The sequence below is a fragment of the Pseudomonas nunensis genome (assembly GCF_024296925.1).
GTDB lineage: Bacteria > Pseudomonadota > Gammaproteobacteria > Pseudomonadales > Pseudomonadaceae > Aquipseudomonas > Aquipseudomonas nunensis.
Window position 1 is genome coordinate 4686582 of the sequence record NZ_CP101125.1, and the last position, 23166, is coordinate 4709747.

Annotated in this window: 20 protein-coding genes and 2 pseudogenes; 11 read left to right on the forward strand and 11 right to left on the reverse strand. The window is 60.1% G+C overall.

The genetic code is table 11. The annotated features are described in order from the left end of the window. Positions 1-14: 14 nt before the first annotated feature. Entirely contained in the window at positions 15-749 is a 735-nt protein-coding gene (locus NK667_RS20525) for a PA3715 family protein (RefSeq protein ID WP_054615894.1), read from the reverse strand. 259 nt (positions 750-1008) lie between these two features. Continuing rightward, positions 1009-1925: pseudogene (locus NK667_RS20530) on the reverse strand (LysR substrate-binding domain-containing protein). A gap of 78 nt (positions 1926-2003) precedes the next feature. Between NK667_RS20530 and NK667_RS20535 the strand changes: the two are divergent. After that, positions 2004-2492: a DMT family transporter gene (locus tag NK667_RS20535; RefSeq protein WP_054615895.1), complete on the forward strand. Its 489-nt coding sequence runs from the start codon at positions 2004-2006 to the stop codon at positions 2490-2492. 139 nt (positions 2493-2631) lie between these two features. Here the strand turns inward: NK667_RS20535 and NK667_RS20540 are convergent, their stop codons facing one another. The 4 genes from NK667_RS20540 to NK667_RS20555 all read right to left on the reverse strand — a co-directional run bounded on the left by NK667_RS20540 (position 2632) and on the right by NK667_RS20555 (position 7431). After that, positions 2632-3963 (reverse strand): MFS transporter, encoded by a 1332-nt coding sequence (locus NK667_RS20540; protein WP_054615896.1) that lies wholly within the window; start codon positions 3961-3963, stop codon positions 2632-2634. A gap of 188 nt (positions 3964-4151) precedes the next feature. Beyond that, positions 4152-5078 (reverse strand): hydroxymethylglutaryl-CoA lyase, encoded by a 927-nt coding sequence (locus tag NK667_RS20545; protein WP_054615897.1) that lies wholly within the window; start codon positions 5076-5078, stop codon positions 4152-4154. Beyond that, complete coding sequence (locus tag NK667_RS20550) at positions 5075-6268, reverse strand: CaiB/BaiF CoA transferase family protein (protein WP_054046798.1); 1194 nt, start codon at positions 6266-6268, stop codon at positions 5075-5077. The genes NK667_RS20545 and NK667_RS20550 overlap by 4 nt, the downstream gene beginning before the upstream one ends. 254 nt (positions 6269-6522) lie before the next feature. After that, positions 6523-7431 carry a LysR family transcriptional regulator gene (locus NK667_RS20555; protein WP_054615898.1) on the reverse strand — a complete coding sequence of 303 codons (909 nt, stop codon included), beginning with the start codon at positions 7429-7431 and terminating at the stop codon, positions 6523-6525. A gap of 202 nt (positions 7432-7633) precedes the next feature. On the opposite strand from NK667_RS20555, the gene NK667_RS20560 reads away from it, so the two are divergent. Both NK667_RS20560 and NK667_RS20565 read left to right on the forward strand, forming a co-directional pair. After that, the gene (locus tag NK667_RS20560; protein WP_054615899.1) at positions 7634-8869 is read left to right on the forward strand and encodes an 8-amino-7-oxononanoate synthase family protein; all 1236 of its coding nucleotides are present in this window, start codon (positions 7634-7636) and stop codon (positions 8867-8869) included. A gap of 16 nt (positions 8870-8885) precedes the next feature. Beyond that, the gene (locus NK667_RS20565; RefSeq protein WP_054615900.1) at positions 8886-10052 is read left to right on the forward strand and encodes an MFS transporter; all 1167 of its coding nucleotides are present in this window, start codon (positions 8886-8888) and stop codon (positions 10050-10052) included. On the opposite strand, the gene yiaY is transcribed toward NK667_RS20565, so the two are convergent. After that, positions 10049-11197, reverse strand: a complete 1149-nt coding sequence (gene yiaY / locus NK667_RS20570; RefSeq protein ID WP_054615901.1) for an L-threonine dehydrogenase — start codon at positions 11195-11197, stop codon at positions 10049-10051. The genes NK667_RS20565 and yiaY overlap by 4 nt on opposite strands. A gap of 157 nt (positions 11198-11354) precedes the next feature. Here yiaY and NK667_RS20575 point away from each other — a divergent pair, with 157 nt between their 5' ends. After that, a complete protein-coding gene (locus tag NK667_RS20575; RefSeq protein ID WP_054615902.1) occupies positions 11355-12374 on the forward strand; it encodes a DUF4917 family protein in 1020 nt (339 codons plus the stop codon). Between the two features lie 147 nt (positions 12375-12521). On the opposite strand, the gene NK667_RS20580 is transcribed toward NK667_RS20575, so the two are convergent. After that, the gene (locus NK667_RS20580; RefSeq protein ID WP_054046809.1) at positions 12522-13064 is read right to left on the reverse strand and encodes a helix-turn-helix domain-containing protein; all 543 of its coding nucleotides are present in this window, start codon (positions 13062-13064) and stop codon (positions 12522-12524) included. 159 nt (positions 13065-13223) lie between these two features. Here NK667_RS20580 and NK667_RS20585 point away from each other — a divergent pair, with 159 nt between their 5' ends. From NK667_RS20585 to NK667_RS20595, 3 genes and pseudogenes are all read left to right on the forward strand, one after another. Further along, complete coding sequence (locus NK667_RS20585; RefSeq protein WP_054615903.1) at positions 13224-14006, forward strand: aldolase; 783 nt, start codon at positions 13224-13226, stop codon at positions 14004-14006. A gap of 29 nt (positions 14007-14035) precedes the next feature. Further along, entirely contained in the window at positions 14036-14923 is an 888-nt protein-coding gene (locus tag NK667_RS20590) for a dihydrodipicolinate synthase family protein (protein ID WP_054615904.1), read from the forward strand. A 308-nt stretch (positions 14924-15231) separates the two neighbouring features. Continuing rightward, a pseudogene (locus tag NK667_RS20595) lies at positions 15232-16193 on the forward strand (IS110 family transposase). 28 nt (positions 16194-16221) lie between these two features. On the opposite strand, the gene NK667_RS20600 reads toward NK667_RS20595, so the two are convergent. Further along, positions 16222-16566, reverse strand: a complete 345-nt coding sequence (locus NK667_RS20600) for a YegP family protein (RefSeq protein WP_054615906.1) — start codon at positions 16564-16566, stop codon at positions 16222-16224. A gap of 167 nt (positions 16567-16733) precedes the next feature. On the opposite strand from NK667_RS20600, the gene NK667_RS20605 reads away from it, so the two are divergent. The 3 genes from NK667_RS20605 to NK667_RS20615 all read left to right on the forward strand — a co-directional run bounded on the left by NK667_RS20605 (position 16734) and on the right by NK667_RS20615 (position 20905). Then, positions 16734-17270, forward strand: a complete 537-nt coding sequence (locus NK667_RS20605) for an RNA polymerase sigma factor (protein ID WP_054615907.1) — start codon at positions 16734-16736, stop codon at positions 17268-17270. After that, on the forward strand, positions 17267-18226 hold the full coding sequence (locus tag NK667_RS20610) for a FecR family protein (protein ID WP_054615908.1): 960 nt from the start codon (positions 17267-17269) through the stop codon (positions 18224-18226). Before NK667_RS20605 ends, NK667_RS20610 begins: the two co-directional genes overlap by 4 nt. A 120-nt stretch (positions 18227-18346) precedes the next feature. Next, complete coding sequence (locus NK667_RS20615) at positions 18347-20905, forward strand: TonB-dependent receptor (RefSeq protein WP_054615909.1); 2559 nt, start codon at positions 18347-18349, stop codon at positions 20903-20905. Between the two features lie 142 nt (positions 20906-21047). Here NK667_RS20615 and NK667_RS20620 read toward each other — a convergent pair whose 3' ends face one another. Further along, entirely contained in the window at positions 21048-21353 is a 306-nt protein-coding gene (locus NK667_RS20620) for a ribbon-helix-helix domain-containing protein (protein WP_054046824.1), read from the reverse strand. 14 nt (positions 21354-21367) lie between these two features. Further along, entirely contained in the window at positions 21368-21949 is a 582-nt protein-coding gene (locus tag NK667_RS20625; protein WP_054046826.1) for a DJ-1/PfpI family protein, read from the reverse strand. 291 nt (positions 21950-22240) lie between these two features. Between NK667_RS20625 and NK667_RS20630 the strand changes: the two genes are divergently transcribed. Continuing rightward, on the forward strand, positions 22241-23146 hold the full coding sequence (locus NK667_RS20630) for a DMT family transporter (protein WP_054046828.1): 906 nt from the start codon (positions 22241-22243) through the stop codon (positions 23144-23146). The last annotated feature ends 20 nt before the right edge of the window (positions 23147-23166 follow it).

Here is a 23166-nt window from a genome sequence, read left to right on the forward strand (position 1 = left end):
TCAGTGCGCCGTCGTTAGACGCCTTTGAAGTCGCCTGGCAGGACGTAGGTTTTTCCGTCATAGCGAAGTGTGGTCACGACAGGTTTGCTGGTGGTCGATTTGACGTCACAGGCCTCACCTTCTCCTTCCCCGACCATGCCGGTCGTTACCGACTTGACGATCAAATCCGCGTAGCCATGGGAGCTGGTTTTACCGATTTCGATGGTTCGAACAGTGTTTGATCGTTCACCGGCGCAGCGGGTATCCCATTCGCCGCCGTATGCATACACAACCAGGCGCTCTAATACCGGACGCAGTTTGTTGCCTTCTTTTACATAGAGCGACAGCCAGGATTCGTCCATAGGATTGGCGCTGGATGATCCTTTGAACCTGACTCGCACACCAAAGGCCCGCAGCTCAGGCGTGAGCTTGTAGCGCGCGGTATCGAGTTCCAGGTCTTCAAAAACTATGGCATCAGACTCAAAAGCATCCGACTTGTGATACGTCGCCAACGGCTTCGAATCACCCGCCGAAACTACGGCCAGATCGAGATCATATTTCCCCTCAGGCCCGGAGCCGCTTGCCGAAAATCCCGATTCAAACTGCGACATCGCCGTAATCGACAGCCCCGGATATGCCGGCCAATCTTTGCACGTCGAATGACCGAAATCGCCATACAACGTTGGTTTCTCACACTCGGCAAACGCCTGCGTCGCCATCACCAAACCGCACAGCGCCGCACACCCCATCAACCCAGACTTCAATGTCATTCCCTGTTCCTTGTGTGTATCAATAAATATCAGATGAATTCAGCCGCGCACTATCCTCGGCAAGAAGCGTCCGTTCAACCAATTGTTACGACAAAGCCGCAACGCCCTGTAGCAGCTGGCGAAGCCTGCGTTCGGCTGCGAAGCAGTCGTGAAATCAGCCAGCGCGGTGTTTCAGGAAGACCGCGCGATCAGGTTTCACGACTGCTGCGCAGCCGAACGCAGGCTTCGCCAGCTGCTACAGGGCGTGTGTTTTCTGAAATTAATCAGCGACTGGCTTTATTCCCTGCTCAATCCGTCCATTCAACCAATTCAACGCCTGATCCCCTCCCCTCCGCTTATGCCAGACCAACACGAAGCTGAACGACGGAATATGAAACGGCGGCGCTACGACGATCAACGACTGCTCATCAATCCCGCGCAACCCACGGGAAGCCACGGTCAGGATCAAATCCGTGCCGCTGATAAACTCCGGCGCAACGCTCCAGTGCGGCAGGCTGATGGCCACGCGGCGGCGCTCTCTTAATGCAGTCAGTGCCCGTTCGATTTCCGGGGTGCCGCTGCCGCGCATTTCCAGCAGGACGTGGGGGCGGGAAAGGTAGGTTGGGAGGTCGAGCGTGCCGTCGGCGGGCAGGCTGTGGCGGTCGACGAGGCAGGCGTAGTGCTCGTCGAACAGCGGCGTGCTGCGCAGTTCGTTGGGCAGTTCGGGAAACACGCCCGCTGCCACGTCGATGTCACCGTTGAGCACGCCATCTAGCATGCCTTCGCGGCTGGCATGGCTGATTTGCAGGTCGATGCCCGTGCTTCCCGGCGCAAGGTGCGGATCAGGCCCGGCAGGACGATGGCGGCGCCGTAGTAGGACATCGCGAGTCGAAAAGTGCGCTTGGCGGTGGCCGGATCGAAGGTGTTGGGCGCCAGCAGCGATTGCACCTGGGCCAGGGCTTCGGCCAATGGAGCGATCAACTCCAGCGCGCGAGGGGTCGGCACCAGACTGGCACCCGCGCGCACCAGCAACGGATCGCCGAGCAGATCGCGCAAACGTCCCAACGCATGGCTGACCGCCGGTTGACTCAGGTGCAATCGCTCGGCGGCGCGGGTTACGTGCTGTTCACTGAGCAAGGCGTCGAGGATGACCAGCAGGTTCAAATCGATGCGCCGAAGATCATTCATCTGATGCATGTTCCAGATAGCAAAACGGAATTTAAATCTGCGCGACGAATACCCTACAGTCCAGCAAAACCTGTTGGAGACATGATCATGAGTACGTTGCAGTGGGCCGGTCTGTTGTTGCTGGCGGTGATTGCCGGGGCGGTGGTGCCGTTTCAGAGTGCGATCAACGCCAACCTGAGTCGCGGCCTCGGGCATCCGCTATGGGCGACACTGGCCTCGTTGCTGGTGAGTTTGCTGGTGCTGTTGCCGATCATCCTGGCGCTGCGTTTGCCGCTGCCGTCGGTGGGGTTTATCAGCAAGGCGCCGCTGTGGATGTGGGCAGGTGGCGTGTTCGGGGTGTGCTTTGTGGCGCTGGCGGTGATGTTGCTGCCGAAACTCGGTGCGTCGGGCTTTGTGGTGCTGGCGCTGACCGGGCAAGTGATTGCCTCGATGGTGCTCGACCATTTCGGGTTGTTCGGGTTGCTGGAGCGGCAGTTGACCTTGCCTCGGGTGTTTGGCGCTGTGTTGCTGGTAGCGGGGGTGGTGTTGATTCAGTTCAGCGGGGCGCCGGGTAAGGTTTTGGTGAATGCTGGATGAATGGTCGAGCGGAAGATATTCATTGGATGTCAGTCCGTCTTCGCGAGCAAGCCCGCTCCCACAGGAGATTTGTGAATGCCACAGATCCAATGTGGGAGCGGGCTTGCTCGCGAAAGCGGTCGGCCTGACGCCGCAAATTTCAGAACTTGTCGAGCGTGCGCAGTTTCTGCGGCAACCCCCACAACAGCAGCGCAGCAGCAATCAGCGCGGCAACGCCGATGACGTACAGCGCCGGTGTGGTGCTGCCGGTCAGGTCCTTGATTCGCCCTACCATCACCGGGCTGACGATGCCGCCAAATTGCCCGAGGGTGTTGATCACCGCGATCCCGCCCGCCGCACCGGCACCTGCACCGGCCAGCAATTTCGGCGGCAGGGTCCAGAAGCTCGGGATGCAGGCAATGATCCCGGCACCGAGCAAGCCCAGCGCGACAATCAGGAAAGTCGTGTGGTTGGCGAAGATCCCGGCGCAGAAGAATCCGACCGCGCCCAGCGTCACCAGGCCGGCGACAAACTTGCGCCGTTCGCCGGTCGCATCGGACAACCGCCCGATCACCACCATGCTGATCGCGCCGCAGATATAAGGGATCGCCGTGAGCAAACCGATCATCACCGGGCTTTCAGTACCGGCGCTGCGAATCAATTGCGGGGCCCAGAAATTCAAGCCGTAGGACGCGACTTGGATCAGGAAGTAGATCAGCCCCAAGGTCAGGAACCCCGGAATTTTCAACGCTGCGAGCAACGAACCGCCGCCCTTGTGTGGCTCATGGTGGGCAATGCGGCTGGCCAGCAACGTCTTCTCCGAAGGCGTCAGCCAGTGCGCGTCTTCAATGCGGTCCTTGAGCAACTTCAGCACCAGGAAACCGAGCACGATGCAAGGCACGCCGCCGAGCAGGAACAGCCAATGCCAGCCGCGCATGTCCATCACGCCGTCGAGGTGTTGCAACACCAGACCGGAGAACGGAGCGCCGACCAGACCGGCAAACGCCGAGGACAGAAACAGCATCGAGGTGATACGCCCGCGATAGTGCTGCGGGAACCACAGCGTCAGGTAATACAGAACGCCTGGCGCAAAACCGGCCTCCATCGCGCCGATCACAAAGCGCAGCGCGTAGAACTGCCATTCGCTGTTGACGAAGACCATGGCGGCGGTAGCGACGCCCCAGGACATCATGATCCGGGCGATCCAGCGCCGGGCGCCGACCTTGTACAGCATCATGTTGCTCGGCACTTCGAACAGCACGTAACCGACCACAAACAGCCCGGCGCCGAGGCCGTAGGCGGTGTCGCTGAGGCTCAGGTCGGTCTGTAGCTGGAACTTGGCGAAGCTGATGTTGATGCGGTCGAAAAACGCGAACAGGTAGCAGACCATGATCAGCGGCATCAGGCGCCAGGCGACTTTGCTGACCAGGGCTTTTTCGACATCGTGGCTAACGGACGGGCTCGCGCCCGCCTCCAGTACATTGAGGCTCATGGGGGTTTCTCCAGGCGGACTTCCCGTGGGTGTCCGATTGTTTTTGTTGTCTGGTTGAGGTGCTTGGAATGCTTTTTCACTGTGGGAGCGGGCTTGCTCGCGAAAGCGGTGTGTCAGTCAATATGGATGGCGACTGACACGACGCCTTCGCGAGCAAGCCCGCTCCCACAGGGGATTTTTGGTGTCTGTCAGGACGGGGTCGGGTGCAAATCGCAATTGCGTCCGGCCTTGGCCAGTTGACCGGGCACTTCATGGCCCAGCAGCGTCGGCAAACCTCTGGACAGTTTCAGCAGCAACGGCAAATCGATGCCGGTGTGGATGCCGATTTCATCGCACAGGTTGACCAGGTCTTCAGTGCAGATATTGCCCGACGCCCCCGGTGCAAACGGGCAACCGCCAAGTCCGCCGAGTGCCGCGTCGAAGCGTCGGGCGCCGGCCTCGTAGGCAGCGAGGACGTTGCACAGGCCCAGGCCACGGGTGTTGTGGAAATGCAGGGTCAGGTCCGCCGGAGCAACCCGTTGCAACACCCGGCGCACCAGTCGATCCACTTGCCGTGGATTGGCCATGCCGGTGGTGTCAGCCAGGGTGATGCCTTGAATGCCGAGTTCCTGATAGGCCTCGACGATCTGCAACACGCGATCCTCATCGATCTTGCCCTCGAACGGGCACCCAAATGTAGTGGCGACGCTGCCGTTAAGCCGCACCTGCGTGCCGCCGACGTATTGAACGATCTCGCCGAACGCCGCCAACGAGTCTTCGCAACGCATGCGCATGTTGGCGAGGTTGTGGGTCTGGCTGGCGGACATCACCAGGTTCAGCTCATCCGCCTGTGTCGCCAGCGCCCGTTGCGCGCCTTTGAGGTTGGGGATCAGCGCGACATAGATCACGTTGGGCTGCCGGGTGATGCCCTTGAACACCAGCTCACCGTCACGCAGCGCCGGAATGGCTTTCGGCGAGACGAACGAACCGGCCTCGATACGGCTGAACCCGGCCAGCGACAGTTGATCGATCAGCGCAATCTTGTCGACGGTTTCCACCCAGGTCGGCTCGATCTGCAAGCCGTCGCGCGGCGAGACTTCCTGGACGATCAGCGTCTCGGAAAAGTCAGTGATCATTGCACCACCCCTTCGGCTTTCAGCCGTTCGATGTCAGCACCGGTCAGGCCCAACCCGGCGAGGATGCCGTCGGTGTGCTGGCCCAATTGCGGCCCGGACCAGTTCACACCGCCGGGGGTTTCCGAGAGTTTCGGCACGATGCCCGGCATTTTCACCGTGGCGCCACCGGGCAAGTCGGCGTTGAGCAGCATGTCCCGCGCCTGGTAGTGCGGATCGGCGACGATGTCGGCCACGGAATAGATGCGCCCGGCCGGGACTTCGGCCGCTTCGAGGGCCGACAGCACGTCGTTGATCGGCAGGCTGCTGGTCCAGTGGGTGATCGCCGCGTCGAGTACATTGCTTTTCAAGGCGCGCCCGTCGTTGTGGGCGAATTCCGGCGCGTCAGCCAGATCGCTGCGACCGATAACATTCATCAAGCGCTTGTAGATCGGATCGCTGTTGCCGGCGATCACCACATAAGCACCATCCGCCGTCAGGTAAGTGTTGGACGGTGCGATGCCCGGCAGCGCGCCGCCGCTGCGTTCGCGGATATGGCCCTGCATGTCGTATTCCGGCACCAGGCTTTCCATCACGTTGAACACACTTTCGGCCAGGGAGACATCGACCACTTGCCCGCCGCCCTGCCCGGTCTTGACCCGCAGCAACGACATCAGCGCGCCGATCACCGCGTGCAGCGAAGCCAGGGAATCGCCGAGGCTGACACCGACCCGGGCCGGTGGCGAACCGGGGGTGCCGGTGGTGTAGCGAATCCCGCCCATGGCCTCGCCGATGGCGCCGAACCCTGGACGGTCGCGGTAAGGGCCGGTCTGGCCGTAGCCGGAGATGCGCACCAGGGTCAGGTTGGGGTTGAGGGCGTGCAGCACGTCCCAGCCCAGGCCGAGTTTTTCCAGGGCTCCGGGGCGCAGGTTTTCGATGAGCACGTCGGCGCTGGTCGCCAGTTGCTTGACCAGTTCGATGCCTTCAGGGGATTTCAGGTTCAGTGCCAGGGACTTCTTGTTACGCGATTGCAGGTACCACCACAGCGAGGTGCCCTCGTGCAGCTTGCGCCATTTGCGCAGGGGATCGCCCTGGCCCATGGCTTCGATCTTGATCACCTCTGCACCGAACTCGGCCAGCATGCGCGCGGCAAACGGCGCAGCGATCAGCGTGCCGATCTCGATTACTTTGATTGCACTCAAGGGGGCAGTCATCGCGGGGTACCTCTTGTTCTTGGAATATGTGCCAAGGCTAGAGGACCGGGGGGGCGGGAATCCAACCTTCAGTTGGCAAGGGGTGTTCGTGAAACGCGAACGCTCTTGGGGATTGTCGTCACCTTAAGTCCGCCTTCGCGAGCAAGCCCGCTCCCACAGGGGATCTCTTGCGTACACAAAATTTATGTTCACTGGAGATCTAATGTGGGAGCGGGCTTGCTCGCGAAGAGGCCAGCCCATTCAATACAAATTTGTCAGGACTCTCCACGCAACTGCTCAAACAACATCCGACTCACCGGCGACAACCCCGCCTCATCCCGCACCACCAGAATCAGCGCCCGGTCCGACCAATCATCGGTCAACGGCACCGCATGTAACCCCAGCGCGCGCCCGAACAATTCATAGGCTTTCTGCGGCAAAATCCCGATGCCCATGTTCGCCTGGACCATCCGGCACATTGCATCGAACCCCGGCACATGAATCCGCAACCGCAGCACTTTGCCCGCCTTGCGCGCCGCCGCGTGGGTGCGCATGTTGATCGAACTGGCGGCATGCAAACCGACATAGTCGCTGCCCAGCGTGTCGGCAAACGCCAGGGTTTCGCGGCTGGCCAGGGGATGCTCCGCTGGCATCAACACCACCAGTTTGTCCTGGCGATACAGCACGCTGTGCAACCCCTTGACGTCGCTGTCGCTGGAACAAATCCCCAGGTCCGCCACGCCGTCGAGCACGCCTTGAATCACCCCGCTGCTGGGCCGCTCTTCAAGGTCGGTTTTCACTTGCGGATGACGCTCGGAAAAGTCCCGCAGGTCTTCCGGCAGGAACTGAATGATCGCCGACAAATTCGCCAGCATCCGCACATAACCGCGAATCCCGTGGCTGTGCTCGCCCAGCTCAAGGCCCATTTTCTCGACATTGAACAGCATCTGCCGGGCATGGTGCAGCAAGGTTTCCCCGGCCGGTGTCAGGGTCATGCCCTTGGCCTGACGCACGAACAGACTGATGCCGAATGCTTCCTCCAACTCCATCAAACGCTTGCTGGCCGCCGACACCGCGATGGCTTCACGGGTGGCGGCACGGGTCAACGTGCCCTCTTCGTGGACCGCGACGAACAGCTGGAGGGTGATCAGGTCGAGACGGCGGATCAGGCTTTTTTGCAGCATGGGAGGCTCGATGACTTGGGTTCGGCTGAGTCGGCAGGATAGCCCCATTTTGGCCTACAGCCTCACAACACACCTTCCTACACATAAATCTCTTGAAACACTCAACCCTGCCGGAATCGGCCGATTCAATGGCCCCGCCGCTCTCTGTAAAGTCTGGAAACACACACGGACCGCTTCATCACCCAAGGAAAGGCACGTTCACATGGACCAGACAACACACACGCAAAACACCTTCACCAACTATCGAAAACTGATCGCGCTGGCGGATCACGACTGGGAAACCGCCGAAGCCGGGAAAGTCGCCGGACTCAACGTCGACATCCGCAGCGCCAATCGCATGGTGGATCAATACGGGCGGGTATTTCATCACTTCTGCACCACCTCTTACCTGGGCCTGGACCATCATCCCGATCTGCTCAAGGGCGCCATGAGCACGTTGTGGGAAACCGGCACCCTGCGCGTCGCCAATTCGAAAAATCGCTGCAAACTGGCGATTCTGGAACAGTACGAAACCGAGCTGTCCGAGCTGTTCGGCACCCGTTGCCTCAGCACCCTGTCGTGCAGCGCGGCGAGCGCCGGAATCCTGCCGTTGCTGGCCAGCGGCGTGTTTACCGAAAACCGGCCACCGTTGATGGTGTTCGACCGTTTGGCGCATTACTCGATGAATCACCTGAAAGCTGCGTGTGCGGACGAAACCAGAGTTGTGACGTGTCCGCATAACGACATGGATTTCCTGGAACAACAGTGTCAGCAAAACACCACGGTCGCGTACGTGGCCGATAGCGCCTACAGCATGGGTGGGGTGGCGGACATGGACAGTCTGTTGTACCTGAAGGATCGCTACGGGCTGTTTCTCTATCTGGACGATTCCCACGCCCTTTCCGCTGTCGGAAAACTCGGCGCCGGTCTGGCACGCCCACGGTTGCAGGCCCTTGATGATGACTGCCTGATCGTCGCGTCACTGGGCAAATCGTTCGGTGCCAGTGGCGGCGTGGTCATGCTCGGCAGCGAACGCCAGAAGAAGCTGATTCAACGTTACGGTGGCCCGAGCAATTGGTCGCAGAGCCTCAACAGCGCAGCCATCGGTGCCGGCCGGGCTTCGATCAAGCTGCACCGCACCGCTGAATTCGCCGCGTTGCAGGAAAAACTTCAGGTTAATATCCAGCTCTTTGACAGCCTGATCCGCACCGAACAGCACGGCAGCAACATGGCGATTCGTCTGATCCGCTGCGGCGAAGCAGGGCTGGCCAACAGCCTGGCGACCGAACTGGCCAATCTCGGTTTTTTCACCTCGGCGGTGTTTTTCCCGGTGGTTGCGCAAGGTCAGGCGGCCATCCGGATTACGTTGCGCGCCGATATGGATGCCACGTTGATTCGCCACTTTTGTGAACTCATCACCGAGCTTTTGCGCACTCACGGCCGGGACGTCAACTGCTGAACCCAGGGAAGATTCCATGAAAAGCACCACCACCCTCCTCGTCACCTGCAGCACGGTTTTTCTCGCGCAATTGGGCATGAGCATTTACCTGCCGGCGCTGCCAGAGATTGCCCGGCATTTGTCCGCCGAGGCATCGCAGGTGTCCTGGGGGTTGGCGGTGTACCTGATCGGCATGGCGCTGCCGATGTTGTTCTGGGGCAGCCTTGGCCAGCGAATCGGGCGTAAACCGGTTTTGCTCGCGGCACTCGGCATTTATGGCCTGGGCAACCTGGCCTTGCCCTTGAGTCAGACGCTGGAGTCCTTCCTGTGTTTTCGACTGATTCAGGGCATTGGCGCCAGCGGAATTTCGGTGATGGCCCGGGTGTTGATCCGAGACAGTTTTCGCGGTGATCTGCTGGCCAAGGCGTTGTCCTGGATTTCGATTTCCTTCGTCGTGGCGTTGGGGATTGGCCAGTATTTGGGGTCGATCATTCAAGTGACGCTGGGCTGGCCGGGGATCTTTTATCTGCTGGGAGGCGTGAGCCTGGCAATGGCGCTGATCGTGTCACGGGTCGCCTTCCCGGTGCTGACAGAAGAAAATGCGCAGTCCTCCGCATGGCCAAGTTACTGGCGCATCCTTCGTCATAAAGCGTTCCTGCTGCCGGCCCTCGCAGGCGGCCTCGGTTACGGGGTGATCATCGCGTTCAACACTGCGGCGCCGTTGATCCTGCAAGGGCCGTTCAACTGGTCCGCCGTGGATTACGGATTGCTGGGCTGGCCAATCAGCGCAGCGTATTTCCTCGGAGCGCTGGGCGTGAATCGCTTCGTGCTGCGAACCGGTCAGCATTGGCTGATGACCCTGGGTGTGGGACTGGTGCTGGCCGGCTGCGGAGTGATGTTGCTGGGGAGTCTGGCGGGGACGTCGGTGGCCTTGCTGTTCTGGCTGCCCTACTGCGTTGCTGTGCTCGGCCAGTCGTTGAACTATCCGATCAGCCTGTCGCTGGCCAACGACGGTTCACCGGTCGGCGGTGCCTATGCGATGGCGTTGAGCGGTTTCATTCATCAACTGATGGCCGCCGTCATTGGCGGCATCGCCAGCCTGATCGCCAGTCAGCAGGCGTGGCCGTTGTCGTTGCTGTGCACCTTGCTGGCCCTGGGCGCGATGCTCTGCGTGAAGCTCGCGCCGGGTCGCAAAACCGTTTAGAACGCGCTGCGGAAAATCTCCTCGATCTGCCGTTGATCCGCCGCGCGCGGGTTGGTCAGGCCACACGCGTCTTTCAGGGCGTTGGTAGCGAGGATCGGGATGTCGTTGAGCTTGGCACCAAGGTCACGCAAGCCGCCGGGGATTTCCACGTCCCGGGCCAAACTGCGAATCGCCGCGATGGCTGCTTGCGCGCCTTCTTCCGGGCTGAAACCACGAATGTCGGCGCCCATGGCGTGGGCCACATCGGTCAGGCGATTGGCGCAGACCAGCGCGTTGAAGCTTTGCACATGCGGCAGCAGCACCGCGTTACACACGCCGTGGGGCAAGTCGTAGAAACCGCCCAACTGGTGGGCCATGGCGTGGACATATCCCAGCGAAGCGTTGTTAAACGCCATGCCGGCGAGGAACTGCGCGTATGCCATGTTTTCCCGGGCCGCCATGTCGCTGCCGTCGCGCACGGCCAGACGCAGGTTGTTGCTGATCAGGGTGATGGCCTTCAGCGCGCAGGCGTCGGTGATCGGGTTGGCGGCGGTGGAAACGTAGGCTTCGATGGCGTGGGTCAGCGCATCCATGCCGGTGGCGGCGGTCAGGCTTTTGGGCATCGCGACCATCAGCGCCGGGTCGTTGACCGACAGCAACGGTGTAACGTTGCGATCGACGATGGCCATTTTCACGTGGCGCGATTCGTCGGTGATGATGCAGAAACGCGTCATCTCGCTGGCGGTGCCGGCCGTGGTGTTGATCGCGATCAGCGGCAGTTGCGGCTTCTCGGATTGATCGACGCCTTCGTAGTCGCGGATCTGCCCGCCGTTGGTCGCGCACAGGGCGATGCCTTTGGCGCAGTCGTGGGGCGAACCGCCGCCCAGCGACACCACGAAATCACAGCGACTTTCCTTGAGCAGGCCCAGGCCGCGCTCGACGTTGGCGATGCTCGGGTTGGGCCTGGCGCCGTCGAAAATCACCGAGTCGATGTCCAGCTGCGCCAGTTTCTCGGCAATCATCGCCGCCACGCCGGCCTTGGCCAACCCGGCGTCGGTGACGATCAGCGCCTTGCGAAAACCGTACTTGCGAATGGCGTCCATGGCTTCGTCGAGGCACCCGGTGCCCATGATGTTCACGGCGGGGATGAAGAACGTGCTGCTCATGGCGAATCTCCTGCGAGGGGCCGAATCGATAGCTCCAATTCAGCGGATGAGCACAGGATCGACCGATCAGTCTCGGCGCATGTTGATCTGGCTCAATCCCCGGTCGTGATAAAGTCGCCGCCCATCAGACCTTTTGCTTTTTGAGACGACCAACGCAATGACCGATTTCCAGGATGTCGACGCCCAACTTGAAGACTGGAACGCCTTGCGCACCACCGCTTCGTTCAGCGGCCTGCTGCTGGGCAACGGCGCCAGCCGCGCGGTGTGGGATGACTTTGGCTACGACTCGCTGTTCGAAAATGCGCGTACCGTCGAAGAAAAACCCCTGAGCCAGTCCGAGCTGAGTGTGTTCGACGCCTTGCAGACCCGCAGTTTCGAGCAGGTCCTCAGCGCGCTGAAAATCACCAGCCGCGTCAACAAAGCCCTGGCCGTCAGCTCCGCCGCGCCGCGCAATCGCTACTACGCGATCAAGGAAGCGCTGATCAACACCGTGCACGCGGTGCACATTCCTTGGCGACTGGTGGTGCCGTCGACGTTGGCGACGATCAACCGGGAACTGGCCAACTATCAGACGGTGTTCACCACCAATTACGATTTGCTCGGTAACTGGGCGATCCAGCACCAGCCTGATGCGATCACCGACCTTTTTCACGGCGCGGAGCCAAGTTTTGACTTGAGCGCCAGCGCGACCGACAAGCCGCGTTTGCTGTACCTGCACGGTGGCCTGCACCTGGTGCGCAATCAGGACGGCACCGCACGCAAATTGATGTCGACCGAGGGCACATTGCTCGGCAGTTTCGCGATCAACAACACCATCAAGACGCTGGATGACGTGCCGCTGTTCGTCAACGAAGGCCCGGCCCAGGACAAGCTCAAGACCATCCGCAGTTCGGATTATTTGTCGTTTTGCTATGACCAGTTATTGGGGCATGGCGAGGGGTTGTGCATCTTCGGGCATGCGCTGGGCGAGCAGGACAGCCACATCATCCACGCGTTGCGCCAGGCGAAACCGAAGGTGGTGGCGGTGTCGATTTACCCGCGAACCAAGGCGTTTATCCAGCACCAGAAGCGGCATTACGCGAAGGTGTTTGAGGGGACGGGGGTTGAGTTGCGGTTTTTTGATTCCAAGACACATGCGCTTGGTAACCCGAAGTTGACGGTTCCGGTTGAAGTCTGAAGTGAACACCAAACCTGTGGCGAGGGGGCTTGCCCCCGTTGGGTCGCGAAGCGGCCCCAAGCGATCCTTCAGTTACAACGTGCCAGCAGGTTTTACGACTGCTTCGCAGCCGAACGGGGGCAAGCCCCCTCGCCACAAAAGCGTTCATCATTCTTCCGAGCTATGCACCACCACCAACAACTGCGCCTGAACCTCCCCCACTGACCGGATCCGATGCGGCTTCTGCGCATTGAAGTGCAGCGCATCCCCGCGATTGAGCAGCACCCGCTCGTTCATGAAGTCCACTTCCACCTGCCCTTCGTGGACGAACAAAAACTCTTCCCCAAGGTGTTCCTTGAAGGTCTTGTCGGTGAATTCGTTCGGCGGGTAGATGATGAACGGCAGCAGGCTGCGTTCACTGACCTGATGCGCCAGCACCGCGTAACCGGGGCTGTGGTCGTTGGCGGCCAGGGATTGGCGCTCGTCGCTGCGCACCAGGCTGTAGCTGTCGAGGCTGATGTTGTCTTCGGAGAACAACTCCTCGACCTTCACGTTCAGCGCCTTGGCCAGTTTAAGCGCAGCCGCGATCGACGGGGTGTTCAGCCCGCGCTCGACTTTCGACAGATAACTCTTGGTCATGCCGGACTTTTCGGCCAGGGCCTCCAAGGTCACGCCAAGTTTTTTCCTGAGTAATTTCAAACGGATAGACATGCGAAGCGATTAATCCATCAAGGAGCCGACGATTTGTGCTTGCCAATGACACAAAGTGTCATATAGCCTCTTTAGTGTCATTTGCGCTCACCCACGACCTTGCAAGCAACGGGTAAAACGCAAACCCGACGTCCGTTGAACCAGCCAAAGGACACCGATATGGCCAAGACCTTAGCACTCCCCAAAGACCAACTGGTCAAGCAAGCGCTGATCCAGATGCAAAACACCCTGGCGGATAATACGTGGACCGACCGGCAAAAGCTGGCCCTGACCTGCCGCATCCTGTTCGAGAATGGTCACGACTCCGGCCTGGCCGGGCAGATTACCGCCCGCGGCCCGCAACCTGGCACCTATTACACTCAGCAATTGGGCCTGGGTTTCGATGAAATCACCGCCGGCAATCTGCTGCTGGTCAATGAAGACCTGGAAGTGCTTGAAGGCCACGGCATGCCGAACCCGGCCAACCGTTTCCACAGTTGGGTGTACCGCGCCCGGCCGGACGTGAACTGCATCATTCACACGCACCCGACCCACGTGGCTGCGTTGTCGATGCTCGAAGTGCCGCTGCAGGTTTCGCACATGGACCTGTGCCCGCTCTACGAAGATTGCGCGTTTCTCGAAGCCTGGCCGGGGGTTCCGGTGGGCAATGAAGAAGGCGAAATCATTGCCGGCGCGCTCGGCGACAAACGCGCGATCCTGCTTTCCCACCACGGCCAGTTGTCCACTGGCGCGAGCATCGAGGAAGCCTGCGTGATTGCGCAACTGATCGAACGCGCGGCGAAGTTGCAGCTGCTGGCGATGAGCGCCGGGACAATCAAACCGATCTTGCCGGAGCTGGGTCGCGAAGCCCATGACTGGATTTCCAAGCCTAAACGCCACGCCGCCGCATTCAACTATTACGCTCGGCAGAACCTGCGCCAACACGCCGATTGCCTGAACTGATCTCATTCATTTTCAAAAGGAGCGACCCCATGTCGACCCCAAACATTCACGGCATCATCGGCTACACCATCACCCCGTTTACCGCTAATGGCGAAGGCGTCGATCTGAAGGCGCTCGGGCGTTCCATCGACCGACTGATCGACAGCGGCGTCCACGCTATCGCGCCGCTGGGCAGCACCGGCGAAGGCGCGTACCTGAGCGACGCGGAGTGGGATCAGGTCAGCGAATTCAGTATCCAGCATGTGGCAAAACGCGTACCGACCATCGTCAGCGTGTCCGACCTGACCACTGCCAAAGCGGTGCGCCGCGCGCGTTTCGCCGAAGCCCATGGCGCCGATGTGGTGATGGTGCTGCCAGCGTCCTACTGGAAACTCAGCGAAGCGGAAATCCTCGCCCACTACCGCGCCATCGGCGAGAGCATCGGCGTGCCGATCATGCTCTACAACAACCCGGCCACCAGCGGCACGGACATGTCGGTGGAACTGATCCTGCAGATTTTCAACGCCGTGGAAAACGTCACGATGGTCAAGGAAAGCACCGGCGACATCCAGCGCATGCACAAGCTGCAACTGCTCGGCGAAGGTCAGGTGCCGTTCTACAACGGTTGCAACCCACTCGCGCTGGAAGCGTTTGCCGCCGGGGCGAAAGGCTGGTGCACAGCGGCGCCGAACCTGATTCCGCAACTCAATCTTGATTTGTATGAAGCGGTGCTGGCCAATGATTTGGGCAAGGCGCGTGAGTTGTTCTATCGCCAGTTGCCGCTGCTGGACTTCATCCTCAAGGGCGGTTTGCCGGCGACGATCAAGGCCGGGTTGCGCATGACCGGGCTGGAAGTGGGTGATCCACGGTTGCCGGTGTTTCCGTTGAGCGAGGCGGGTTGCGGGCAGCTTCAAGGATTGCTGAAAGCACTGCGCTGATCTCCAAAAACACACAATCCCCATGTGGGAGCGGGCTTGCTCGCGAAGGCGGAGTGTCAGTCGACAAAGATGTTGTCTGATACACCGCTTTCGCGAGCAAGCCCGCTTGTATGTTTAGACTTGAAGGGGTGGGCGGGACTAAAAGCTCGATTCTGACTCTGACCAGTACAGACCGTGGGAGACTTCTCATCCCGCCCCTTCTACCCAAAGCGCCGATAAGGAATTCATCGGTAAAACCGACGATAGAGGCAAGCCAGCGCAAGGGTAAACCCCGACAAGCACCTAAACCCTAGCTCCGAGGATTCGTCATGACAATCCTTACTTTGCAGACCGTGGTTGGCATCGATATCGCCAAGGCTGAAATCGTTGCTTATCGTACCGATCGTCAAATCACTGACACCATCAAAAACGATCGAACAGCCCTCAAACGCTGGCTTAAAACACTGCCCGCGCAAAGTGCTATCGCCGTTGAAGCTACCAACATCTATCACCTGGACACCGTCGAGCTCGCTCATGCAATGGGCCATCAGGTCTATGTCGTGGACGCTTATCGGGTGAGCAACTATCGCCGTGGTATCGGTCAGCGAGCCAAGAACGATCCCTGCGATGCTCGTCTGCTGGCGCGCTATTTGACGAATGAACAAGACGGGCTGCGGATCTGGAGCCCGCCACCCAAGGCCTACACTTCGCTGAAAAGCCTGCTCCACAGGCGTGCGACGCTGATCCAGAACCACGCTGGTCTGATGCTGAGCTGGGCCAATGAGCCCTTACTGAAGAAAGTGCAGGCCGCCCAGCAAAAGGCCTTCAAGCAAGCGGATCAGGCCATTCAGAAACTGCTGCGCAAGGTCAGCAAAGAGGCAGGTATTGACGACAATATCGACCGTTGCAAAGCCATCGAAGGGGTTGGCGAACTGACCGCCACTGGGTTGGCGACGACCTTTATGCGCGGTGATTTTGCCAATGGTGATGCGTTTATCGCGTTTCTGGGGATGGACCTTACGGTCGATGACTCCGGGAAGAAAAACGGGCCCCGGTATCTGACCAAAAAAGGGGATCCGGAAGTACGCCGGCTGGCTTACAACGCAGCCATGGCGGCCTGCCGCTCGGCTAAATGGAAGCCGTTTTACGAGGCGTATTTGGCAAGAGGCTTCTCAAAAACCCAAGCCTTGGTAGCCCTTGCCCGGAAACTCTGCCGGGTGGCATTTGCCCTGATGAAAAATCAGAGCGAATACCGACCGGCTTGAAGTTACAGGGTTGCCCTGCAACATAGAATCTCCCACATTAGATTTTCGATGTAGCTAGAGCACCGGCAACGTCTTGTCCTTGATCACCGTCGTCGGCCCGTTCGCCTTGACGCTGGCGATGCCCTTCTCCCGCGCAGCGTCCGAGGAATATGCCTCGCTGCTGCCAATCACCTCGTGATTACCCGCCTTGAGGTTGAAGTAAGGATGACCATCCTTGGTGGTCTTTTTCTCGTAGCGTTCATCCTGCGGGCTGTTTTTCTGCACGGCGGCAATCCCGCCCTCGGCAGCGGCGCGGGTGGTGTAGTGCTCGCTGTTCAGAATGGTTTCGGCATTCGCCGCTTTCAGCACAAAACGAAACTGCCCGATGCTGGTTTTGCTCAGTTCATACCATCCAGACATGGTGCTTCTCCTGTCGATTGATCCAGTCAAAGTTGCCTGACAGTAAAGACCCTCCACACGGTTTAGCCACTTCTTGAAATTAGCCCTCACGCGCCAGAAGACAAATAGCAATAATTCTCGATATCATCCGCGACTTTCTGCACCGCGCTTCGTCAAGAAGGATATCCATGCCTCGCCTCACGCCCGACCCGTTGTCGGCTGACTCCTTTCGCCGGTTCTACGGGGACATCCTGCATTACCTGCGCAAACGCACGGATAACCCCAGCGACGCGGCGGACATGACCCAGGATGTGTTCACCCAATGGCTCGACTACGGCGACCGCGCCAAGGTCGAACAACCACGGGCATTTCTGTTCCAGATGGCACGTAACCTGCTGCGCGATCACTGGCGTCGGCAGAAGGTGCGACACATCGTGCAGGCCCATCACGAGGAAGACCCGGAACCCGTTTCCGAAGACCAGCATGACCCGTTGGCCGGCGCCCAACGCCTGCAACGTCTGGAGCAACTTAAAGGTGTTCTCGCCGAACTCTCGCCGCGCCGTCGAGAAGCCCTTATGCTGCACCGCTTTGAAGGCCTGAGTCAGGCACAGATTGCCGAGCGCATGGGCATTTCCCTGAGCATGGTGGAAAAGCACATCGCCTTTGCCCTGTTGCATTGCAAGCAACGCCTGGACCACAACAACGGCACGGAGCAGCCAGAATGAATCCCCGACACGAGATCGACAGCGATCTGCCGGATGACGGCATCGACGCCCAGGCCGCGAGCTGGTTTGTGCGTAATCGCCAGGAAGACGGCAACGCCGATCGCCAGGCCTTCGAGCTGTGGATGAACGAGCCTGAACACGCCAAGGCCTACCGGGCGTTCGAAGAATTGTGGGCTGACCTCGCTGAACTCCAGCAACAGAACAAACCGGTGCCGCTGATTGTGCAGCGCAAACCGAATGCCTGGCGCCCGGCCCTGGCCATTGCGGCGGCGTTGGTGTGTGCGGTGCTGGCGCTCAACCTCGGCACGCCCCATGGCGTTTATCAAGAACAGATTGCGGCCCAGGCCAAAGGCGCACGCACCTTCAATCTGCCCGACGGCAGCACCTTGTCGGTCAACGCCAATACCCGGCTGCGTATCGCGTTCGACGGCCAGCAGCGGCAGATTTATCTGGATCAAGGCCAGATCTACCTCGAAGTGGCGCCCGACAAGGAGCGCCCTCTGTGGGTGCATACCGGCGAATCGACGGTGCGGGTGGTCGGCACCGGTTTTGATGTGCGGCGCACCGACAAACAAGTTGTGGTGAGCGTCGCCCATGGCCAAGTCGCGTTTGCCCCCGACAGCAAGACGCAAACCCTGCTCGGCGCGCAGCAGCAAGCCTCGCTTGACCTGGCCAGCGGCACCCTGCAACAACAATCCCTGACTGACGGGCAAGTCGCCGACTGGCGCAGCGGCCACCTGTCGTTTCGCAATCGCGAACTCGCCAGCCTGATCGACGAGCTGAACCTTTATCGTGCGCGCCCGGTGCTGTTGGCCGAGGGAAAACTGGGGCGTTTCAAAGTCTCCGGCAACCTCGACGTGAATGATCCCGATGCCTTGCTTAATGCACTCCCGGCGCTGCTCCCGGTGAAAACCGTCGCCCTGGCCAACGGCCAGGTCCGGATCGAAGCGCGCTGAAAAAACTCACATGAGAATATTTTGCATTCGCATGTGAGGTTTTTTTTGCCTGCCGCGTCTTCCTCCGGTCTGCGTTGTGTACGCAGACCTTTTTGGCCTTTTCGCCGCCTGGGGGATTCAATGTTTCGCGTGTCTTCGTCCTATCCGCTCGTCTGCCTTCGCCCGACCCTGCTCGCCGCCTGCCTGTCGTTGAACCTGCAAGCCCACGCCGAGTCGATCAGTCTGCATCTGCCGGCGCAGTCGCTGGCCACGTCGTTGAGCCAGATTGCCAGGCAGGCGAACATCCAGTTGCTGTTCGACGAAGCGCAATTGCGCAACCTCAAGGCCCCGGCCATTGATGGCGATTACAGTGCCGAAGCGGCAATCCGGCAGTTGCTCGACAACAGTCAATTCGGCCTGATCAAGATCAATCAGACCTATGTCGTGCGTCCAGAAGAACCGGTGACCAGCAGCAGCGACGGGATTCAGCTCGACGCCTTGAGCGTGATCGGCAGCGGCACCGAAGTCGATTCCAGCACCGTCGGCCGTTCGACACTGACCCAGGCCGACATCGACCGCCACCAGCCGAGCAACATCCCCAGCCTGCTGGCGACCCTGCCCGGCGTGAGCATGGGTGGCTCGATGAAACCCGGCGGCCAGACCATCAATATCTGGGGCCTGGGCGACGCCGAGGACGTGCCGCTGACCGTGGACGGCGCGACCAAAAGTGGCTTCGAGCGCTACCAGCAAGGCACGATTTTCATCGAGCCGGAGCTGATCAAACGCATCGAAGTGGAGAAAGGCCCGCACTCGATGCTCACCGGCAACGGCGGTTTCGGCGGCACCGTGCATATGGAAACCAAGGACGCCCCGGACCTGTTGCAAGCGGGCCGCAACAGCGGCGCGATGATCAAGTACGGCTACGCCAGCAACGATCATCAACAGACTTACAGTGGCGCGGTGTTTGGCCGTACCGACGATGGTCGCGCCGATGCGCTGGTGTACCTGACCAAGCGCGATGGCGACGACATGAAACTCGCCGGCACCCCGCCGGACCCTGACCACAGCTACCCGATCAATCCCAAGCGCCTGCCCAACAGCGCCCAGGATCTGGACGGTCAGTTGCTCAAATTCAATCTGCACCTCAATGATGAACACAGCGTCGGCCTGTCGTATTCGCGCTCCCAAAGCGAGCGCTGGACGCCCTTCTCGTCCGCCAGCTACCCGACGCCGCCAACCCAGTCGAATATCAAACAGTACGGTTACGAAAATGCCTTGCGGCGTTTTCTGGCCAACCGCGAAACCATCGACACCACCTGGTCCACCAAGTACCAGTACCAGCCGCTGGACAACCGCTTGATCGACTTCAAGCTCAGCTACTCGGAGTCCAACACCGACCAGACCGACGAGCGCGATGCCACGGCGTTTTTCCAGACCGCAACCGGTGGGCGCAAGATGGACACCGCCTATAAGGACCGGATTGTCGAGGCGAGCAACATCAGCCTGTTCGACACCGGCGTCCTGGCGCACGCGGTGACCAGCGGCATCCAGATCCGCAAGCACAGCCGCGACACCGAGATGTGGATGCCGGGCAAGACCTACGACGTGCCGAAGTACAACTACGGCTATTTCCAGCCGAGCTTCATGCCCCAGGGCAAAGTCGATACCCACAGTGCTTACCTGCAAGACGCGATCACGTTGGGCGACTTCACCCTCACGCCGTCCGTGCGCTATGACCATGTGCGTAACCGTGGCGAGGCCAACGATGCGCCGTATTACAACAACCCGGACCCATCGTTCGGCCATGATTACAGCGACCGCACCTACACCGGCTGGTCGCCACGGCTATCGGCGTTCTGGCGGGTCACGCCGGACGTCGGGTTCTTCGTCGACTACAGCAAGACCTGGCGCGCGCCGGTGATCGACGAGCAGTACGAAGTCCAGGGACTCGGCAGCCGCACCGCCACCAGCGTCGACCTTGATCCGGAACGCATCACTGGTTGGCGCGCCGGTAACATCAGCAACTTCGTCAACGTGTTCCAGGACCACGACAACGTACAAATCCGCACCACGTTGTTCCGCAATAAGATCGACGACGAGATCTTCAAGGCTACTGGCGTCGGCTGCGAAAACCAGGCGATCAAGGGCGGCACCATCGCCTCTGACTGCCAGGGCTCGGGGCCGATGGGCAACTACCGCAATATCGGCGGGTTGACGATCAAGGGCTTCGAAGTGGAAAGTTTCTACGACTCGACGTACCTGTTCGGCTCGCTGTCCTACTCGTGGATGACCGGCAAACACGAAGGCGCCTACACCAATCCTTGGGGCCCGGACGTTTGGGTGCGCGACGTACCGCCGCCGAAGTGGATCGCCGTAGTAGGCGTGAAGATTCCGAGTTGGGATGCGCAGGTTGGTTGGCAGGGTGAGTTTGTGCGCAAGTCCGACCGCTTGCCGAGTGACAACTATGGGTCGGGCAAAAATACGGTGGGTGATGTGTTTTACGACCAGTACGCCAACGATCGCTACAACGTGCAGGGGTTGTTTGCGAATTGGAAACCGCAGCAGGCTTACCTGAAAGGGACTGAAGTGAATCTGACTGTCGATAACCTGTTCAATGAGGATTATCGACCGGCGTTGAGTGGGGATCGGGCGTATAGCCAGGGGAGGAATGCCAAGGTGAGTGTGACGCGGTTCTTCTGATCCAGAATAGATGTCGCCTGGCCTGGCGCCTTCGCGAGCAAGCCCGCTCCCACAGTGGATCTCAGTGTGATCACAATTTTGTGTACACCAAAGAAACCCTGTGGGAGCGGGCTTGCTCGCGAATGGGTCACCACGGTCGAACCTATTTCACCGCCGTGCGCACCACCGACAATTCCGGCGCAACCACCCGCCGCTGACTCAAATACCGCATACAACTCACCCGCAGGAACGAAGCGAAATTCACCACTTCCCCACGGTAGTCCATCACCTCTTCATACAGCTTGGCGATCAACTGGTTGGTGGTCATGCCGTCAACTTCGGCGATTTCGCTGAGGATGTCCCAGAACTGATTTTCCAGCCGCAGGGTGGTGACCACCCCGCAGATGCGCAGCGAGCGGGAGCGCGATTCGTAGAGGATCGGATCGGCTTTGACGTAGAGCTCGCACATGGAAACGTCCCTCGTTACAGCGTGATTTTGGTGCCCAGCAAACCGAGGAAACCGGCGAGCCAGCTCGGGTGCGCCGGCCAGGCTGGAGCAGTGGCCAGATTGCCTTGAACGTGGCCTTCCGTCACCGGGATATCGATGAACGTACCACCGGCCAGGCGAACTTCCGGCGCGCAGGCCGGGTAGGCGCTGCATTCGCGACCTTCGAGAATCCCCGCCGCAGCGAGCAATTGCGCACCGTGGCACACAGCGGCGATCGGCTTGCCGGCCTTGTCGAAATCTCGCACCAGCTCCAGGACTTTTTCGTTCAGGCGCAGGTACTCCGGCGCACGGCCACCGGGCACCAGCAGCGCGTCGTAGTCGGCGGCTTTTACCTTGGCGAAGTCGAAGTTCAGGGCAAACAGGTGACCGGGTTTTTCGCTGTAAGTCTGGTCGCCTTCGAAGTCATGGATCGCGGTGCGCACAGTCTGGCCGGCGCTCTTGTCCGGGCACACGGCGTGCACGGTGTGCCCGACCATCAGCAGCGCCTGGAACGGCACCATTACTTCGTAGTCTTCGACGTAATCGCCGACCAGCATCAGAATTTTCTTGGCAGCCATGGGGAGGACTCCTCTGGGAATACGTGGGCGTGCAGGAGTATTCAAGGTAGTCCTTATCCGCGGGGTCGGGTAATAACCAGCTACTACGGCGTTATCGTTCTTCGCGAGCAAGCCCGCTCCCACAGTTGACCGTATTCCCACGGGCGACTCGGTCAACTGTGGGAGCGGGCTTGCTCGCGAAGGCGTCCTCAAACTGTACGGATAACTCTGCGCCTAGCTGTAACAGCGGCAAACCCAATGTTTATGGCTAGATGAACACTCTTCCCGCCACCCTGAATCTGGTTAACCCTCATGTCCTCGCGCGAAAACACCGGCATGGCCCTCGGCCTGCTTGGCGTCGTCATCTTCAGCCTCACCCTGCCCTTCACACGGATCGTCGTGCAGGAAATCCATCCGCTGCTCAACGGTCTGGGCCGTGCGTTGTTTGCGGCGGTGCCGGCGGCGTTGTTGTTGCTGTGGCGACGCGAGAAGTGGCCGACCTGGAAACAGGTCAAAGGCCTGACGCTGGTGATCGCCGGGGTGATTCTCGGTTTCCCGGTTTTATCAGCCTGGGCCATGCAAACGTTGCCGGCGTCCCACGGTGCGCTGGTCAACGGCCTGCAACCGCTGTGCGTGGCGCTGTACGCCGCGTGGCTGTCCCATGAGCGTCCGTCGAAAGCCTTCTGGGCCTGCGCCGCGTTGGGCAGTGCGTTGGTGCTCGGTTATGCGTTGATCAGCGGCGCCGGCAGCATTCAGGCCGGCGATTTGCTGATGCTCGGGGCGATTGCCGTGGGTGGCCTGGGTTACGCCGAGGGCGGCCGGTTGGCCAAGGAAATGGGCGGTTGGCAGGTGATCTGCTGGGCGCTGGTGCTGTCGACGCCGTTGCTTATCGGCCCGGTGACGTACCTGGCGTTGCAGCATCAGGGCGAGATCTCGGCCAAGACCTGGTGGGCGTTTGGCTACGTCTCGCTGTTTTCGCAGTTCATCGGTTTTTTTGCCTGGTACGCCGGGTTGGCGATGGGCGGGATTGCACGGGTCAGTCAGATTCAGTTGCTGCAGATCTTCTTCACGATTGCGTTTTCGGCGCTGTTCTTCGGGGAACACATCGAGCCGATTACCTGGCTGTTTGCGGCCGGGGTGATTGTGACGGTGATGTTGGGGCGCAAGACGGCCATAAAACCCAATGTGGGAGCGGGCTTGCTCGCGAAGGCGGACTGACAGTCAACGAAGATGTTGAA